The sequence below is a fragment of the Rhizobium sp. BK376 genome, assembly GCF_004341625.1.
Taxonomy (GTDB): Bacteria; Pseudomonadota; Alphaproteobacteria; order Rhizobiales; family Rhizobiaceae; genus Rhizobium.
Map to the genome: position 1 here is coordinate 26,274 of NZ_SLZG01000005.1, position 18,601 is coordinate 44,874.

Here is an 18,601-nt window from a genome sequence, read left to right on the forward strand (position 1 = left end):
CGTCATGAGCGTCTCGCCCTTCGATCATCCCTATTTGTCCGGACTGCTCGGCGACGAGGAGATGAGCATCTATTTTTCTGCGGATGCCGATATCCGCGCCATGCTCTCCTTCGAGGCGGCGCTGGCGAAGGCCGAGGCGCGCAAAGGCGTTATCCCTGAGGGAGCGGCGGCGCGCATCGCAGCGGTCTGTTCGTCCTTCAAGCCGGACATCAGCGCTCTGAAGGCGGGCACGGCATCGGACGGAGTGGTCGTACCCGCATTTGTCAGTCAGCTGCGCGGGGCTGTCGGCGGCGATGAGGCTCGCTTCGTTCATTTCGGCGCGACGAGCCAGGACGTCATCGATACCAGCCTGATGATCCGGCTGAAGGCGGTCTGCTTTCTCCTCTCGGCAAGGCTGTCCGTGCTGGAGGAGATGCTGAAGGAGCTTGAGCGGCAGTTCGGCAAGCACAGGCTGATGGCTCATACGCGCATGCAGGCCGCTATCCCGATGAGCGTTTCGGACCGGCTGCGCGCCTGGAAGAATCCTTTGAGCCGGTACCGCGAGCAGCTTACCAACGAGAGTTTTCCGCTGCAGTTCGGCGGCGCAGCCGGTACGCTCGATCAGCTGGGCGACAAGGCCGCGGCGGTTCGCGCGGCGCTCGCGCAGGAGCTGGACCTCACCGACGCCCGGCAATGGCAGAGCCAACGCGACCGGATTGCCGATTTGGGCGGACTGTTTTCGCTGATATCGGGTAGCCTCGGAAAGATCGGCCAGGATATCGCGCTGATGGCGCAGGGCGGAACGGAGATCGCGCTTTCTGGCGGCGGCCGCTCCTCGGCGATGGCGCATAAGCAGAACCCGGTTGCGGCTGAGACGCTGGTGGCGCTTGCTCGGTTCAATGCGGTCCAGATCTCGGCGCTTCATCAGTCGATGGTTCATGAACAGGAGCGCTCCGGCGCGGCCTGGACCCTGGAATGGCTGGTGCTGCCGCAAATGGCGACCGCGTGCGGCGCGGCGCTGCGACTGGCGCAGGAACTGATAAAGAGCATCATTCGGATCGGAAATGCCGACTAGAAATTTTGCCCTCGGCGGACGGATGATATCGTCACCTGGCCGGCGGTCGGACTATTTGGAGAGGCCTGGACAAAAGAAGAGCCAGTGCCCCGGAGGAGGGAAAATGAAGCGTCTTATCATCGCCGCCGCAGCGGCGCTCGCATTGAGCGGCATCGCCAATGCCGACACGATCAAGGTCGGGGTCATCGGGCCGTTTTCCGGCCCCTTTGCCCTCCAGGGCAAGAACTTCAAGGCCGGCATCGATGCCTATATGGCCATGAATGGCAACAAGGTCGGCAACGACACGGTCGAAATCATCTATCGCGACGTGCCGCAGGCTGATCCCGCCCAATCTAAATCCTCGGCGCAGGAGCTCGTCGTCAAGGAGCATGTACAATATCTCGCCGGCTTCTACTTTACGCCCGATGCGATGGCCGTCACGCCGATCCTGAAGCAGGCCAACGTGCCGATGGTGATCATGAACGCCGCCACCTCGGCGATCGTTGAGAAGAGCCCGCTCGTGGTGCGCACTTCCTTCACGACATGGCAGACCTCGACGCCGATGGCCAAGGTCGCCTTCGACAAGGGCATCAAGAAGGTCATCTCCGTCGTCAGCGACTACGGTCCGGGCATCGATGCGGAAAGCGCCTTCAAGGCCGGCTTCACCGCCGCCGGCGGTCAGGTGGTCGACGCGATCAGGATGCCGCTCTCCACCAATGATTTCAGCCCCATCATGCAGCGTATCAAGGATTCCGGCGCACAGGCGGTCTTCGCCTTCCTGCCATCGGGCCCGACCACGCTCGGCTTCGTCAAGTCCTACAACGAAAACGGCCTGAAGGCGGCTGGCGTGCAACTGATCGCCCCCGGCGACCTGACGCAGGAGAGCGATCTGCCGGCGCTCGGTGACGCGGCACTCGGCATGCAGACGACCTTCCACTACGCCGTCTCGCATGATTCACCGGAAAACAAGGCCTTCGTCGCCGCCGCCGACAAGGCGATCGGCAACCCGGCCGAACTCACCTTCCCGGCGGTAGGCGCCTTCGACGGCATGCATGTCATCTACAAGATGATCGAGGCGACCGGCGGCAAACAGGACGCCCAGAAGGCGGTCGATGCGGTGAAGGGCCTCTCCTGGGTCAGCCCGCGCGGGCCGGTCACGATCGATCCTGACAGCCGCCATATCACGCAGAACATCTATCTGCGCGAGGTCGCCAAGGCCGCCGACGGGACCTATTACAACAAGGAGATCCAGACCTTCGAGAAGCAGGGGGATCCGGGGTTGAAGGCCGGGAAGTGAGATAGAGCGGCGATCGTCGCGGGTGAGCCCCCTCACCCTACCCTCTCCCCAAATGGAGAGCGGGAAACGTCGGTGATTACCGCCAGTTGGGGCGAAAGCCAGAGTCGCGAGTCTCTTCTCCCCATGGGGGGCCGAAGGACAGGTCGAGACCGGTGGGTCGACCCAGGCGGGTGCCGGCAGGCGGATGAGGGGGCCGCGCGGCATCAGGCCCAAGACGCCCGCTCTCGATAAAACAAGGAACACGCTAAACCACATGCAAACTGTCCTCAGCATAGCGGTCGATGCCCTGGCCTACGGCATGGTGCTGTTCGTCATCTCGATTGGGCTGTCTGTCACCATGGGGCTGATGCGTGTGACCAATCTGGCCCATGGCGGATTTGCCATGATCGGCGGCTATATCGCCTCCTATGCGGCGCGCGATCTCGGGCTCGGCTATGGCGTTGCCGTGATCCTCGCCGTCGTCGGCACCATCGTGATCGCCATTCCGATCGAGCGCCTGCTCTATCGCCGGATCTATGGGGCGCCGGAGCTGACGCAGGTGCTGATGACCATCGGCATCACCTTTTGCATCATCGGCATCGCCAACTATGTCTTTGGACCAACCTTAAAAACAATCCCGCTGCCGCCTGAGCTGCAAGGCTCCGTCAATCTTGGCTTCCGCAGCATCGGCACCCAGCGCGTCTTCGCCATCATCAGCGGCCTAATCGTCGCGGCGGTACTCTGGTATGCGATCGAAAAGACCGGCTTCGGCGTGAAATTGCGCGCCTCGGTCGACAATGCCGCAATGGCGGCCGCGCTCGGCGTGCGCACCGAGATCGTCTATGCCGTGAGCTTCGCCATCGCCGTCGGGCTTGCCGCTTTCGGCGGCGTGGTCGGCGCGGAGCTGCTGCCGGTCGAGCCCTATTATGCGCTACGCTATATGGTGACCTTCCTCGTCGTCGTCTCCGTCGGTGGAACCGGCTCCATCCCCGGTGCACTCGCCGCCTGCCTGATTCTCGGCGCAATCGACACGACCGGCCGTTACATCATGCCGGAATACGGAGAATTCTTCTTCTATCTCGCCGTCATCGTGGTGATCTGCCTCTTCCCTGGCGGCCTTGCCGGAAGGGCAAAATGATGGCGCTGACCCTCAACTCCAGCAATGCGGCCGCCTCCCGCCAGCGTCGCTCCATCGGCCACGATCTGATCGCTGTCGTCGTCGTTGCGGCGCTTACAGGCCTCGGCTACCTGCTATTTCCCGACAATCTGGCGCTGTTGACGCGGCTGATCGCGATCGCGCTGCTTGTCCTGTCGCTCGATCTCGTCGTCGGCTATTGCGGTATCGCGACCCTCGGCCATGCCGCCCTTTTCGGCGCCGGCGCCTATGCTGCTGGCATTGCCTCGGCGCATTTCGGCATTACCGATCCATTGCTGATGACGCTGGCCGGCATGGCCGGCGGCGCGATTGCAGGGCTGATCTGCGGCGTGATCATTCTGCGGGCGCATGGCCTGCCGCAGCTCGTTCTCTCCATCGCGCTCGTCTATCTGTTCCATGAATTCGCCAACAAGGCTTCGGATTGGACGGGCGGCAGCGACGGGCTTTCCGGCATTTCCACCGATCCCCTGTTCGGCATTTTCGAATTCGATCTCTATGGACACACCGCCTATCTCTTCGGCGCAGCACTCCTGCTGATCGTCATCCTCCTGCTGCGCCTGCTCGTGCGCTCACCCTTCGGCATGCTCTGCCGCGGCATCAAGGAGGACCCGTTGCGCATCCGCGCCATGGGCGCCTCACCCAAGCTTGCCTTGATCAAAATGTACGTCATTTCAGGCGCGGTCGCCGGCATCGGCGGCGCGCTCAACGCCATCTCGACGCAGGTTGTCGGCCTCGACAGCCTGTCCTTCACGCAATCGGCCGAAGCGTTGGTCATGCTCGTGCTCGGCGGCACGGGATCGCTGTTCGGCGCACTGACGGGAACCATCGTCTTCATGCTGTTTGAGGACTACGTCTCCTCGGTCAATCCCTTCCATTGGCTGACGATCGTCGGCGCGCTGCTGATCGCCGTCGTGTTGTTTGCACCCAAAGGCATCTATGGCACCGCCGCTGCCTACCTGAACGGACGTAGGGAGGCGCCGCGATGAGCGCAGTCTTCGAAGTCAACCGGCTGCGCAAGGCCTTCGGTGGCCTCACAGTCACCAACGACGTCAACCTGTCGATGGCGCCGGGCGATCGCGTCGCCCTGATCGGCCCGAACGGCGCCGGTAAGACCACCTTCGTCAATCTCGTGACCGGCAATCTTCGCCCCGACTCTGGTGAGGTGCGCCTCAATGGGGAGACGGTAACGCGCGTCGATGCGATCGGCCGCGTTCGACGCGGGCTCGTCCGCTCTTTCCAGGTCACGCGGCTGTTTCACGACATGACGCCGGCCGAGCATGTCGGCCTCGCCATCCTGCAGCATTCCGGGCGATCGGGCCGCATGTTCGGCAATTTCCTGGCCATGGGCGACGTCATGGCCGAGGTCGATGGATTGCTTGGCACACTCGGCCTTCGCGAGCTGATGCATCGCAAGGTCGGCGAGATCGCCTATGGCCAGCAAAGGCTGCTCGAGATCGCCGTCGCCATGGCTCTGAAGCCAAAAGTGCTGCTGCTCGACGAACCGGCCGCCGGCGTGCCGCAAAGCGATACGGCGCGCATCGAGCGGGCGCTTGCGGATCTGCCGCCCGATCTCGCCGTGCTGATGATCGAGCACGACATGGACCTCGTCTTCCGCTTCGCCAAGCGCGTCATCGTGCTGGCCGCGGGCACCATCATCTTCGACGGATCACCATCCGACGTTACCCGCGACCAGCGCGTCCGCGAAGCCTATCTGGGGAGCTACGCCAATGCCGGCCACGCCGCTTGAGGTCGACAATCTCTCGGCCGGCTATGGGCCGACGCGGGTGCTGGAGGGCGTCAGCTTCTCCGCGCCGTCGGGCGCCCGCCTTGCCGTGCTCGGCCGCAACGGCATGGGCAAGACGACCCTGCTTGCGACGCTGGCCGGTCAGACCCGGCGCTATAGTGGATCGATCCGTCTCGGCGGCACCGACGTCACCGCCTTTGCAAGCGCAAAACGCGCCCATGGCGGCCTCGGCTACGTGCCCCAGAACAGGGCGATCTTTCCGACGCTGACGGTCGAAGAAAATCTCTTCGTCGGCCTGAAGGGGCGACCGAAAAGCCCGATCAGCGAAGCATACGAGATGTTTCCGCGGCTGCGCGAGCGACGCAAGAACCTCGGAACCCAGCTATCCGGCGGGGAGCAGCAGATGCTTTCGACGGCCCGCACCATTCTCGGACGGCCGAACGTGCTCCTACTCGACGAACCCCTGGAAGGACTGGCGCCCGTCATCTGTGAGGAGCTGATGGCCGCTTTTGCGCAACTCGCCAAGAGCGGCGATATGACGATCCTGCTCGTCGAGCAGCGGATCCAGAGCGCGTTGGATTTCGCCGATCAGGTAATCATCCTCGAACGTGGCCGGCTGGCCTGGAGCGGGACACCGCAAGCACTTTCGGCGGATCGCGATGCAGTCGAACGATTGCTGGGCGTTGGCGGGTTGGAATAGCGGCGCGGGCGGCTTCGAAGCGCCCATCGGGCAGATACAAGGAGTACTTCGCGCAACACGGGAAGTTGATTGGCGTGGAAACCCAATTTCTGGACATCCGGCGCCCCCGAGGCTTAGGTCGGGGTAGTCAACTTCGATATCTACAAATTTCCCAACAATAGAATTTCAGATGACCGAGAGTTATTCAGGCGCCTCCAGCGATTCAGCGACCATGCGTTCGCCGGAGCTCGAGCCGAAAGCCACATCTAAAAACGCGATCTACTCCACATACCTGCCAGCCTTTGTCTTGGCGCTTGGTACGGGGATCGCCGTTCCGGCTATCCCCACTCTGGCGAAATCATTCGGTGTCGAATTCGGCGCGGCAAGTGGCATCATAACAGCATTTCTTCTCGGCAACCTCGTCGGAACCCTCCCCTGCGGCTGGCTCATCGACCACTTCGGCCGGCGCCCGATCATGATCGCTGGTCCCTTGCTGACAGCGCTCATGGCCTTTCTTTGTGCCTTTGCGTTCTCATTCCAGGAGCTTTTGCTCCTGCGCTTCCTGGACGGCTTTGCAGCACAGATGTGGCTGATGGGCCGGCTGGCTGCGATTTCGCAAGGTTCGGCTCCCCGTGAACGCGGCAAGCATGTCAGCTGGATGTTCGGCATGAACAATACAGGCGCGCTTGCCGGCCCCATCATGGGGGGCATGATAACGAGCATTTGGGGGGCGCGGTCACCCTTCATTGTTTTCGGTGCCCTTGCGCTCGTCTCGCTTCTTCCTACCCTATTTTTCGCTGATGCCGGGGGACGCCGAACGATTTTAAAGTCTTCCGAAAAAAGTGCTGCGACCGGCATTTCGTGGAAAGAGATTATTCTTCCCCGTTTGCCCTACTTTGGCGTCGCATTGTTCGCCGGCCTGACCAGGGGACCTATTTTTGCCGATCTCCTGCATCTTTACGCAGCCTTCGCCTACCATCTGGGTCCGCAGCAGATCGGGTATCTGGCGACCGGAGCGGCCTTGCTGGCATGGCCGATCGGCTTTCTTGCCGGGTGGATGATGGATCGTTACGGCCGACTGCGGACGATGATCCCCGGTTTCGGAGGGGTTGCACTTTCCATGGCCGCACTCGGCGTATCCACCGGGATGGGGCTGGGGCTGGATTGGTATATCGTCCTGTTTTTTATCGCTGTTATTCTGCAGGCGCTAACGGGAGGCTCAATCCAGACCGTCGGCGCCGATGTCGCGCCCCCGGAAGCGCGGGGACGATTTCTTGGGGTATGGCGCTTTGTCGGCCAGGGCGGCGCGACACTCAGCCCGATGCTTTTCGTAACGTTGGCACGGTTGGACTACGGGGCGTCCTTCCTGTTCATATCGATATGCGCAGTGGCCGTGGTCGGCCTGCTGATTAAGTACGTTCCCGAGACACGCGAATAGAAGCGGGTTGCGAGTTTCGCGCAACCCCGCTCCTTCCTGCCTTTCCGTGATACCTCGGAAAGCACCTCAATTGCGGACGAGCGTGCAATGTTCCGGCTGGATGTCGACGAAGATCTTCTCGCCGATCGGCGTGCGGAGCGAGGGATGAGCACGCGAGAGAAGCTTGATACCCCCGAGATCGATCTGGAAGTCAACAAATTCGCCGAGGAACAGCTTGCTGTCGACGCTGCCTTGCAACAGATGACCGGTGGCGTCGCGCTCCACGTGCTCCAGCAGGCGCACGTTTTCCGGGCGGATGGAAAGGCTGATCTTGTCGCCCGCTTTCAGAGCATCATTATTCAGGACACGGAGCGTGCCGACCTGGCTGTCGACCACCCAAGCGTCGCTCTCAGAGTCGCGTCCCCGCACGGTGGCGTCTACAAAATTGGTCGTGCCGACAAAATCGGCCGCGAAGTGCGACGCCGGCTTCTCGTAGATCTCACGCGGCGTGCCGAGCTGGACGATCCGACCGCTGCTCATGAGAGCGATCTGATGAGACAGAGCCAACGCTTCCTGCTGATCGTGCGTCACATAGATCGTCGTGAGGCTGAGTTCTCGCTGCAGCCGCTTGAGCTCGAAGCGCATCTTGTCGCGCAACTTGGCATCGAGGTTGGAAAGCGGTTCGTCGAGCAGCAGCAATCGCGGCTCCATGATCAGCGCGCGTGCGAGAGCAAGACGCTGTTGCTGGCCTCCGGAAAGCTTTGTCGCCTCTCGGCCTGAAAAATTTTCGAGCGCGACGACCGACAGGACGCGACCCACCTTCTCGTCGATCTCCTGCTTGCTGAAGCGCTTTCGCCCGACGCGCAGCGGAAAAGCGGCGTTCTCAAAGACGCTCATATGCGGCCAGATGGCATAGCTCTGGAATACCATTCCGAAGTTGCGCTTGTTGGGCGTCACGAAAACCTTGCGACTGGAAGAATAGACGATCGAATTGCCGACCGCGATCGTGCCGCCGACCGGTCGCTCGAGACCGGCAATGGATCGCAGAGTGGTCGTCTTGCCGCAGCCGCTCGGGCCGAGCAATGTGAAGAGCTTGCCTTCGGGAATTTCGAAGGCAACGTCCTGGGCGGCCTTGACGACGTTTCCGTTCTTGTCGGGATATTCGGTGCAGAGTTCTCTGACGGAAAGCATGGCGATTTCTTCTCCTGGCGGATCGTGTGCCGGTGGATCGGAACCGGCACACCCGAAAGTGTGGATCATCAATGGTCTTACGGCCGGAAGGCGATGCTCCTCCCCTTCCGGCCCGCTGCATTATTTCTGCTGCTGGAGGACGATCTTCTCGAAGAGGTCCTGCCACTTCTTGCCTTCGTCGAGAACGACCTTGGAATCGATGACGTCGAGGCTGACGCCCTTCGGCAGCGGGAACAGAGTAAGGTTGGTTGCCGTGAAGCCCCGCTTGACGAGGATCGCCTGCGCATCGGTCATTTCGAATTCCTGGAGGAGCAGCGCGGCGTTCGGGTGCGTCGCATGGGCGGAGACGCCGATGCCGTTGACGCGCGAAGGGATCGGCGAGATGCCGAACCAGTCGACGGGCGCTCCATCCGCCTTCAACTGCTGCGCCTTATATTCGTAGACCGTCATCGAGAGCGGCACTTCGCCGGAAGCGACCAGATTGGTCAGCAGCGTATGGCCGGAACGCACAGAGAGGCCGTTCGTGCTGACGAGCTTGCGGAAGAAATCAAGGCCTTCCTGTTCCGAGGGGAAGCGCTTTACGATTGCAGCCATCCAGTCGTAATCCTCGGCCTCGACGCCGAGCTTGCCCTTCCATTGCGGATCGAGGAAATCCGTCCACGTCTTGGGAACGGAAGAGGCGTCCACGAGATTGGTGTTGTAGGCCGAGGTCATGACGTTGAGGCGCGTGCCCACCCAGTTATTGTGATCCTGGACCGCCTGCGGCATCAGCTGCTTGAACGTGGGGCTGGATACCGGCTGCAGCATCTGTTCGCGTGTCAGTGCTTCCAATCCGGGACCGTCGGTTTCGTAGACGTCGGCGGTGTAGCGACCGGCCTTGGTTTCGGTCACGCCGCGGGTCAGCAGGTCTTCCGAGCTTCCGCGCCAGACGTCGACCTTGATGCCATACTTCTTGGTGAAGGCGTCGGTAATCGCATTGATGTCGTCCACGGGCGTCGATGTGTAGATCGTCAGCGTCCCCTCTTGCTTGGCGCCGGCAATCAGCTTCTCCATCCGGTCCGCGCCATCATATTTGGCAAGATCGGCTATGGTGGATTGGGCGAAAGCCGGGGCTGCCGCAGCCAGCGAAACAAGCGCTGCAGCTGCGAGGCGGAGCGTGTAGCGGGTGGAACGCCTGTCGGTCCGGGTAGAATGCATGGTCATGTCCTCCTTTTGTTGTGTAGTCACCAGATGCGGGGCTTTCTGCCGCATCGCCTCTCTCTGCTCGCCACTTTGCCGGCGGCGAGCTCCTCCTGATTGGGCGGCATGCGTATGCGAGGTCGGCCTGTTCCTTGCCAGCCGTCGTCCCGGTCGCCGCCGGGACGACGGCTGATGGGGCTTTGCGCAGATCAGCGTTCGCTGACCCCGAAACGGCGGCCGACGAGCTGGGCGATCATGACGATGACGAAGAGCGCGGCGATCAGCATGACGCCGAATGCCGAAAGCTCGACATACTGGCCGTTCTGCCAGAGCTCCCAGATGACGATCGACACGACTTCCGAGCCGGAGCTGTAAAGAAGCACCGAGCTTGACAGTTCGCGTACTGACACGACGACCACGTAGATCCAGCCGGCAAGCAAGCCGGGCTTCAGCAACGGCAAAAGGATGCGCCAGAAGGTCGTGAGCCAGCCCGCTCCGCTCATCGCTGCCGACTCCTCGAGTTCGCGGTGGATCTGCAGCATCGACGTCATGTTGTAACGCATGCCGTAGGGCATGAAGCGCGTGACGTAGGCGATCAGCATGATCCACAGCGTCCCGTAGATCCCGATGTCGAGATAGAGGTAGCAGATCATCACCGACAGACCGAGGACGAGGCCGGGGAAGACCATCGGCAGCGAGGTGAGATTGTCGAGCAGCCAACGTCCTGGAAGCTTCGTCCTGACGACGATCCAACAGATGATCGAGGTCATCAGCATGACGATGAAGGCGGATCCCAGCGAGAGGAGCAGGCTATTGAAGACCGCGCGATCGACCGTCGGGTAGTTGATCATCTTGATATAGGCGGCGAAGGAGACGTTCTTCAGTGCCGCCCAGCTGGGCACGCTGTAATATTTCTGCAGCGACGACCACAGCAATACGAGGAAGGGCAACACCACGACCAGGAGCATATAGAAGACGAGCACGCAGCCAGCGGGAACCCGCCACGCGCCGAGATCCATCGGGCGCGGCCGAAAACCCTTGCCCGTAACGGTGGAGTAGCGACTGCCCCGGGCGCTCAGGCGGGATTGGAAGTAGATGCCGATAGAGGCGATGGCGAGAAGCGTAATCGCGTAAGCGGAAGCCAGCCCGACATTGCTCGGATATTCGTGGATCGCCTTGTAGATCGACGAGGTGAAGACCTGGATGCCAACGGGAAGTCCGAGCAGCGCCGGCGCCTCGAAGGACTCGAGCGACCGCACGAAAAGGATCAGGAAGGAGCCGAGAACCGCCGGCCAGGCCAGCCTGAAGGTGATGCGCATCGCGATCTGGCGAATGGAGGCGCCGCTCATCATTGCGGATTCCTCAAGCGACGGGTCCATGGCACGAAACGCCGCCGACATCAGCAGGAAGGCGATCGGCGAATAATGCAGCCCGTCCACCCAGATCATCCCGCTCATCGAATAGATGTTGAGGATCGGCTCCTTGATGCCGAACATGCTGCGGGCGAGCAGGTTGAAAATGCCGATCTTCGGGCTTGCCAGCATGATCCAGGCAACGGTGAAGAGGATGCTCGGGATGACCAGCGGCACGATCGAGGCGGCGTAGAACAGCATCTTGAACGGCGTATTCGTCCGCTCGTTCAGCCAGGCGAAGAAGCCGCCGACAACCAGCGACAGCGTGGCCGTGCCCGAGGCGAAGATCAACGAATTGACGAAGAGGCGGAACGTCTCAGGATTGGAATAGGCCTCTACATAATTGCCAAAAGTGGCAACGGCAGGCGAGGTCGCGGTGCCCGGCGTGAAAAAGCTCTGCCAGATGAGAAAGACGAGCGGCACAAGCGCGAGCCACGCGATAACAGCGACGACAATACCGATGACGATCCATTTAGCGTCGAAGCGTGGACCGTTCAGCGGAACCGTCTCCTCTGCATATTCCTGTTGCACCGTCATTCACTTCCTCCTGGTACATGTCTTTTGGCCGACGCCTCCAAGGCGACGGCGGCGGCTATGGATGCCTGTCGCGTCGCTTCGGATGGCCCCGCGGCCTGCGCGCCGTTCACAGGCGCATAAGCCTGCGAGCGGCCGCAGCCACTGTCGCGACGACGGCCATCATGGCCGTGGCGACGTTCATGGTTGTGCGGATGATCAAAAGGCAGGACGCGAGGCTTCCATTCCCGATAAAGCCGACAGCTCGGCCCGGCCGCCCACATCTCAGCTTTCAACGAAGCCAGCGGCAGTACCGATGATGTAGGTATAGCGGGCGCGGCTGTTGGTGCAGCCACCAATGGGTTCCTCACAAGTCTCCTCCTCCTGAGACGAATTCCGCTCGCGCCTCACCCCGCAAGCGGAGTATGGCTGCCGTCCGATGTCGCGCATCGGGCTGCGAGTTGAGGAAACCTATGGCTACGCGGATTGCCTGTCCAAGATAATAGGATTTAGCAAGCCCTAAGTTTTTCGCGGTAGCAGCCCCAATAGCTGCTGCTGCAGGCGCGGCGAATTATCGGGTGACCGAAGGATGCGCATTCCGCCGATCACCCGGGATCCAAGCAGCAGTTTGACCTCTCGGATGATCGCAATCGCCCGGAGGCCCCGTCGTGGAAGCAACCCGGTCTCGGGCTCAGTGGCCCGTAGCGACCGCGGCAAGTGTGGCGGCATCTTCCGGTGCCTGGTTACCGCGCCAGACGACATGCATGTCGGGCCGCAGAAGCAGAAGGTCATGGCTGTAGACCTGGCGGGCCTGTTCGGAGGCGATATCGAGGACATCAAACGGTGCGCCAATCGAACGGAAGGCCTTCTCGATGCCTGATGTATCGGCCTGTGTATTGCCGAGCCGCAGCAGCGTATAGCCGGATTTGATCCTGTCCTGGACCGGCTCGCCGGGAGCAAGCCACACATGCGGCAGGCGCGCGCCGGGCCATGTGGTCGGCACATAGTCGCGGAAGAGATGCTCCGGTCCGCCCGGCTCCTCCCAGATGATTGGCGAGCCCACGTAGCGATAGCCGAGTTCGGCGCCGATCATCTCGTTGGTCTTGCGCTGCTCGATATCGGCAATGCGGGCAAGATTGTCGCGTGTCGCCTGCCCTTCGGGCGTATCCTCGGTGATATCGGGCCGATATTGCGAGCGCCACTTGCGCCGGCCGAGCGAGGCATAGCGCGAAGCGCCGACATTGCGATCGCCGACCTGACGGCGCTCGATCTCGTAGGAGCGCAACAGGTTCGCCCCACCCCACCCCTGCAGGGTGGCCGCCAGTTTCCAGCCGAGATCGACCGCGTCGCCGACGCCCGTATTCATGCCGAGACCACCCGTCGGTATGACGAGATGGGCGGAATCGCCCGCGAGAAACACGCGGCCGGTGCCATAGCTGTCGGCCAGCAACAGGTTCTGCTTCCATTGACCGACATAAAGCATCTCGTAATCGACAGGCACGCCGACGGCCTTTTCGAACTGGGCCGCCATGTCCTCGTCCTTTTCCACGACGGCATGCAGCGTCCAGTGGTTCGTGGAGTCCTGCATGATGAGGAAAGTGGCCTGCCCATCGGCGACGTGGTAGTGCCGCCCCCTGCCCGCGCCGGGACCGATCGGGATCTTGTCGTAGAGATCGGGGCTATAGTAAAGGGCCTGGCGCAATTGCAGCAGATTGCCCTCTCCGCGAAGCTTGATGCCGAGCTGCTTGCGCACCGGACTTGCGCCGCCATCGCATCCGACAAGATATTTTGCGCGAATTTCCTGTACCTGTCCGTCGGCATCGACGACTTTGGCGCTCACCCCGTTCTCGTCCTGTACCAGCGACAGGAATTCGCAGCCGTAGCGGACGGTGACGCTCGGCAATTCCTCCGCCACCGACTTAAGAAGCGGTTCCAACGTATATTGCGAAATCAGTTGATAAGGTTCCAACGGTTGGGTTCCGTCGTTGACCCTGTCGATCTCAGCAAGCGCCTCGTTGACCGAAGGATAGGGCAAATGCAGGAGCGGGGGCTCGTTCATCGAAAGCACGACGTAGACATCCATCGGCACATCGGCATCCAGCCCGGCAGCACGGATTTTCCTCGACAAGCCCATGCGACGGAAGATCTCCATCGTGCGCGCGTTACAGCGCTCCATCTTGGGAAGGTACTGCGGTCCGGGCTTTTGCTCGATCAGCATGCAGTTCACGCCACGCTGGCCGAGATCTATTGCCAGCGTAAGTCCGACGGGGCCTGCGCCCACGATAAGCACATCTGGATTCATCATTATCCCCATACTCAGCTATCCGCAAAACCGCCCCGCACGGCTGCACTCGCCGAACCGCAGCTTCGATGAGCCTTTGTACAGTCGCCGAGATTTTCGCGTCAATAATGAATCTTATATTGTGGGATAAATTTAAGAATGCTCCTTGTCTGTCGCGCCGTCGAGGGCGGACCACCGCAATGCGCCGCCGTCCAGAATCCGCGCAACAATCGGCTGCATCAGCGCCTGCAGCATCGACGCTGCCTTCGCCGCGATATCCTGGCGGACACCGAGAATGACAACGCGCTCCAGCGCCGGCTCCACGATTCGTCGCGCAGCCACCCGCCCCTCCCTGATTTCATCGAGAAAAAGCCCGTAGGGAACGATGGTACAGCGCCCATGATGCATGATGATCTCGCGCTTGACGTTGGCCGGCTCGACCTCGATCAGGTCCAGGCGCGTCTTGCGCGTCGCCGCAACCTCGTCGATCAGGCGCCGTATGGACCGCACTTTCCCATCGAGGACGAGCGGCAGTGTCGCCAATCTGTCGAAGGGCACCGGTTCCTCCGCGCCATCGAAGACGGAAGGCTCGCCCACCAGATAAAGGTCTTCCTTGTAGAGTGGCTTGATATCGACTTGCGCAAGGCCGGGAACGTTGTAACAGAGCACCGCGTCGAGATCCCCCTGCAGGAGCCCCTGGCTCAATTCATCGCTCATGCCCTGCCGTGCGACGATCTGCAGGCCGACCCCGGCGGCAAGCGGCAACAGATCGGGCAGCAATGCCCGCCCGGGCGTCGGCGCCACGCCGAGCAACAGTCGGCGACCCGCCGACCGGCCGAAAGGCGCCAGCGAACGCTCTGCCTCCGAGAAGGCCTCCAGCGCCTTCATTCCGCTCTCGAATAACACCCGGCCGGCATCCGTCATCCGCACACCTCGAGAATGGCGGTGGAGGAGCACCACCTCCATCTCCCCCTCCAAAGCCTTGAGTTGATAGCCAAGTGCCGGCTGTGAAACGTTGAGAATACGGGCAGCGGCACTCAGGCTACCCAGGCGGGCGACGGTGATGAAATAGCGAAGTTGGCGAAGGTTCATGGCATACCGCGTGATTTTCGATATAAGCTAGGCTTATAGCTCAGCTAAGTAAACCGTATTGGCCCACCAGCTCGCCGCCTCCTAGTCTGCCCCGGAACTTCAGGAGGAATTGCCATGCAATATATCGACGCATTCAATCACTTTTTCCCGAAAGCGCTTTGGGAGCGCATCCAGCGGCTGGACGGCGCCGGCAAGGATATCGGCAAGCGTATGCAGGGCATTCCCTGTATTTTCGACCTCGAGACACGCTTCCGTGTCATGGACGAATTTGCCAATTACCGCCAGATTCTCTCGCTCGGCATGCCGCCGCTTGAGGCCATGGGCACAGGCGAAGTGTCCACCGAGCTTGCCCGCCTCGGCAATGACGGCCTTGCCGAGCTCGTGCGCGACCATCCGGATCGCTTCGCGGGTTTCGTCGCAGCCTTGCCGATGAATGCACCGGAGGCAGCCGCACGCGAGGCCGAGCGCGCCTTTACCGAGCTGGGCGCCAACGGGCTGCAAATCCATAGCAACATCAACGGCGCGCCGCTCGACGAGGAACGCTTCTTCCAGATATTCGAAGTCGCCGCCAAGCATCGCAAGCCTATGTTGCTGCACCCGTCGCGCGGCGCCAACATGCCCGACTATTTGACAGAGACCAAATCCAAGTACGAGATCTGGTGGACCTTCGGCTGGCCATACGAGACGAGCGCCGCGATGGCCCGCCTCGTCTTTTCCGGCTTCATGGACCGACTGCCCGACCTCAAGATCGTCGCCCACCACATGGGCGCCATGGTTCCGTTCTTCGAGGGACGCGTCGGGCCCGGATGGGATCAGCTCGGCAAGCGCACCTCCGACGAGGATCTGACACTGGTGCTGAACAGCCTCAAGAAGCGCCCGCTCGACTATTTCAAGGATTTTTACGCCGATACAGCCGTCTTCGGTTCTCGCGCCGCCACGCTTTGCGGACTTGAATTCTACGGCGTCGATCGCGTGCTCTTCGCCTCGGATTCACCGTTCGATCCGGAAAAAGGCCCCGGCTATATCCGCGATACGCTGAGGATCCTCAATGGCCTCGACCTGTCGCAGGGAGATATGGAAAAAATCTGCTTCCGCAACGCCGCAACGCTGTTCGGACTCGGCGATCTTCACTGACTGGCCGCAAACGAACCGAGGAAGAGCCGGCATTGATCCACGATGCCGGCTCTTGCACCGCCAGCCGTGCAGCGCGGTCGGCGGCATGCCAACGCATGCAAAAATCTTACATTATGAGATAAACCAAAAAATCCGCTGGACAAAATGACCCTTTTGTCACATATTTCTCACGCTTGAGAAAGCTGGCCGCCTCGGCCTGAAGCCGACCTGACGAAACAGGTCCGGCTAGTCATTTCAATATATCTAGAAGATCTTGAGCATACCTGGTGGATATATTAAAAAATAAGATCAATTCCCCCAGATTCTTCTACATATACTAATGTAGCGAGCGCCTTCGCGAAAATAGAACAGAATTTCTCGCCTTCGATATTAACGAGACCTTAGAAATTTTGCTTTAATTCTCATTAAATCCGTCATCACGACGAACGCGCACCGCTGAATGAATCAAGCAAAAAATTTCCATTTACTCGGTGGCGTCGTCATGCCGGCCGCCGTAAATTTTTGGGACTTCAAATGAAACGGCCAAATATCAAATCCGCACTGATTGCCATATTCTCAGTCTTCGCCATCCTGTTCGGCGCAATCGCATATTTTTCCTTGACCGCGCTGACGACGCTGGCCGGCAATACGGAAGAATTCGCAACCGATTATCAGCCCAGCATATCGAAGGCAAAAGACATCCAGATCGCGCGATATTCGCTGCGAGGATCCTATCTCGATATTATTCCGGCCAGCTCGCCCGAAGACACGGCCGTGTTCATCAAGAAGATTACCGACAAAGAAGCCGCGCTTCGCCAATCCGCCGATGACTACAAGAAGCTGGTGAATTCGCCGGATGAGCAAAAGGCCTTTGATGGGGTAGTAAAATCCATCGACGCCTACACCGCGGAAGGCCAGAAGATCGTTTCGATGGCAAAAGCCGGCAAGCGTGATGAAGCGACCATCGAGTTCAAAACCAACCTCGGACCGATCGCGGATGCTTTGGCGAAGGACATCGATAACATCACGAAGCTCAACCAGGATGGCGCGGACGCAGCCCTGGTTGAAAGCCGCGCCCAATATGACAACGCAATCCTGTTGCTTTGGTCGATCCTCGGTGTGAGCGCCCTCCTCATCTGCGGCGCTTCGATCTTCGGCATCACGGGTATCGCCAATCCCATCGGCAGAATGACCAAGGCAATGCTCAATCTCGCATCCGGCGATACCGCATCGACGATTGCCGGAGCCGATCGAGCCGACGAGATTGGCGGAATGGCAAGAGCCGTCGAAGTATTTCGCCAGGCCGCAATTTCCAACAAGCGGTTGGAAGCGGAGGCCGAGGCAAATCGTATCGAGGCCGAAAACGAGCGCATACGGGTGACCGCCGAAGCCGAAGCATCGGCGCAGGCACGCCTTACGGAAGCGACGGCTGGCCTTGCATCAGGTCTGCGCCTTCTTGCAGCGGGCGATCTTAGCTTTGAGCTGTCAGAGCCCTTCGCGCCGGACTTTGAAACACTTCGCCACGATCTCAACAATGCCGTATCTCAGCTGGACGCGACACTTGGCGCCGTCGCAAATGCTGCTGCTACGATCGGCAGCGGTACCCGGGAAATCGGGCAGGGAGCCGACGATCTTTCCAAGCGGACTGAACATCAGGCGGCATCTCTCGAGGAAACTGCGGCGGCTCTCGACCAGATTACCGTCAATGTTTCGAACTCCTCGCAGCGTGCTGAAGAGGCGCGCCAGATCGCTCTGCGGGCCAACCATAGCGCCGCCCAGTCGGGTGCCGTCGTCGCCGCTGCGGTCGAGGCAATGCACAAGATCGAACAATCTTCCAACCAGATCTCCAACATCATTGGTGTGATCGACGAAATCGCCTTCCAGACGAACCTGCTGGCCCTCAATGCCGGCGTCGAGGCGGCACGTGCCGGCGAGGCAGGCAAGGGCTTCGCGGTCGTCGCCCAGGAGGTTCGCGAACTGGCGCAGCGGTCTGCACAGGCCGCCAAGGAGATCAAGGATCTGATCGGCAAGTCCTCGGTAGAAGTTCAGGGCGGCGTAAAGCTCGTAAGAGATACGGGTGATGCGCTGAGGGCAATCGAAAGCCTGATCGTTACCATCAACCAGCATATGGATGCGATCGCGACCTCGTCGCGGGAGCAGTCGACCGGCCTCTCCGAAGTGAATACCGCGGTTAATCAGATGGACCAGGTCACGCAGCAGAATGCAGCAATGGTGGAAGAGACCAATGCCGCAAGTGCGACCCTGGCGGCAGAGGCCGCGCATCTGAAGGATCTCATCGATCGCTTCAAGATGAAGCCAAGCTCCAGCATGTCCACAGGACGGTCGCGGAACGGAAATGTCGCGCAAGATACGCGCGGGCGCCGCGAGGCTTATTCCGGGAACTATAATCATATCGGCAATGCCGCATAATGTTGGCGATCTCGCGTCGGACAGGATCTGACGCGAGTGCCTGCTCGGGGTCGATGGCGTCCGCTGCCCTGCGATCCGGCCGAAC

Annotated in this window: 14 protein-coding genes; 9 read left to right on the forward strand and 5 right to left on the reverse strand. The window is 60.8% G+C overall.

What is annotated here, in order from left to right:
• The first annotated feature begins 4 nt into the window (after nucleotides 1-4).
• From EV561_RS14635 to EV561_RS14665, 7 genes are all read left to right on the forward strand, one after another.
• Nucleotides 5-1,054, forward strand: a complete 1,050-nt coding sequence (locus EV561_RS14635; protein WP_132522678.1) for a 3-carboxy-cis,cis-muconate cycloisomerase — start codon at nucleotides 5-7, stop codon at nucleotides 1,052-1,054.
• 103 nt (nucleotides 1,055-1,157) lie between these two features.
• Nucleotides 1,158-2,330, forward strand: coding sequence for an ABC transporter substrate-binding protein (locus EV561_RS14640; RefSeq protein WP_132522679.1), 1,173 nt, complete (start codon nucleotides 1,158-1,160; stop codon nucleotides 2,328-2,330).
• Between the two features lie 253 nt (nucleotides 2,331-2,583).
• Nucleotides 2,584-3,447: a branched-chain amino acid ABC transporter permease gene (locus EV561_RS14645; RefSeq protein ID WP_132522680.1), complete on the forward strand. Its 864-nt coding sequence runs from the start codon at nucleotides 2,584-2,586 to the stop codon at nucleotides 3,445-3,447.
• Nucleotides 3,447-4,451 carry a branched-chain amino acid ABC transporter permease gene (locus EV561_RS14650; RefSeq protein WP_132523299.1) on the forward strand — a complete coding sequence of 335 codons (1,005 nt, stop codon included), beginning with the start codon at nucleotides 3,447-3,449 and terminating at the stop codon, nucleotides 4,449-4,451. Before EV561_RS14645 ends, EV561_RS14650 begins: the two co-directional genes overlap by 1 nt.
• A complete protein-coding gene (locus EV561_RS14655; RefSeq protein ID WP_132522681.1) occupies nucleotides 4,448-5,212 on the forward strand; it encodes an ABC transporter ATP-binding protein in 765 nt (254 codons plus the stop codon). The genes EV561_RS14650 and EV561_RS14655 overlap by 4 nt, the downstream gene beginning before the upstream one ends.
• Nucleotides 5,193-5,909 (forward strand): ABC transporter ATP-binding protein, encoded by a 717-nt coding sequence (locus EV561_RS14660; RefSeq protein WP_132522682.1) that lies wholly within the window; start codon nucleotides 5,193-5,195, stop codon nucleotides 5,907-5,909. Before EV561_RS14655 ends, EV561_RS14660 begins: the two co-directional genes overlap by 20 nt.
• 169 nt (nucleotides 5,910-6,078) lie before the next feature.
• Nucleotides 6,079-7,326, forward strand: coding sequence for an MFS transporter (locus tag EV561_RS14665; protein ID WP_132522683.1), 1,248 nt, complete (start codon nucleotides 6,079-6,081; stop codon nucleotides 7,324-7,326).
• A 66-nt stretch (nucleotides 7,327-7,392) separates the two neighbouring features.
• Here EV561_RS14665 and EV561_RS14670 read toward each other — a convergent pair whose 3' ends face one another.
• The 5 genes from EV561_RS14670 to EV561_RS14690 all read right to left on the reverse strand — a co-directional run bounded on the left by EV561_RS14670 (nucleotide 7,393) and on the right by EV561_RS14690 (nucleotide 14,973).
• A complete protein-coding gene (locus EV561_RS14670; RefSeq protein ID WP_132522684.1) occupies nucleotides 7,393-8,496 on the reverse strand; it encodes an ABC transporter ATP-binding protein in 1,104 nt (367 codons plus the stop codon).
• Nucleotides 8,497-8,616: 120 nt separating this feature from the next.
• A complete protein-coding gene (locus EV561_RS14675; protein WP_245512669.1) occupies nucleotides 8,617-9,699 on the reverse strand; it encodes an extracellular solute-binding protein in 1,083 nt (360 codons plus the stop codon).
• Nucleotides 9,700-9,884: 185 nt separating this feature from the next.
• Nucleotides 9,885-11,624 carry an iron ABC transporter permease gene (locus EV561_RS14680; protein ID WP_132522686.1) on the reverse strand — a complete coding sequence of 580 codons (1,740 nt, stop codon included), beginning with the start codon at nucleotides 11,622-11,624 and terminating at the stop codon, nucleotides 9,885-9,887.
• Between the two features lie 667 nt (nucleotides 11,625-12,291).
• The gene (locus EV561_RS14685; RefSeq protein WP_132522687.1) at nucleotides 12,292-13,905 is read right to left on the reverse strand and encodes an FAD-dependent monooxygenase; all 1,614 of its coding nucleotides are present in this window, start codon (nucleotides 13,903-13,905) and stop codon (nucleotides 12,292-12,294) included.
• Between the two features lie 129 nt (nucleotides 13,906-14,034).
• Nucleotides 14,035-14,973: a LysR family transcriptional regulator gene (locus tag EV561_RS14690; RefSeq protein ID WP_132522688.1), complete on the reverse strand. Its 939-nt coding sequence runs from the start codon at nucleotides 14,971-14,973 to the stop codon at nucleotides 14,035-14,037.
• Between the two features lie 114 nt (nucleotides 14,974-15,087).
• On the opposite strand from EV561_RS14690, the gene EV561_RS14695 reads away from it, so the two are divergent.
• Both EV561_RS14695 and EV561_RS14700 read left to right on the forward strand, forming a co-directional pair.
• On the forward strand, nucleotides 15,088-16,107 hold the full coding sequence (locus tag EV561_RS14695; RefSeq protein ID WP_132522689.1) for an amidohydrolase family protein: 1,020 nt from the start codon (nucleotides 15,088-15,090) through the stop codon (nucleotides 16,105-16,107).
• Nucleotides 16,108-16,620: 513 nt separating this feature from the next.
• Nucleotides 16,621-18,516: a methyl-accepting chemotaxis protein gene (locus EV561_RS14700; RefSeq protein ID WP_132522690.1), complete on the forward strand. Its 1,896-nt coding sequence runs from the start codon at nucleotides 16,621-16,623 to the stop codon at nucleotides 18,514-18,516.
• Nucleotides 18,517-18,601: the final 85 nt, after the last annotated feature.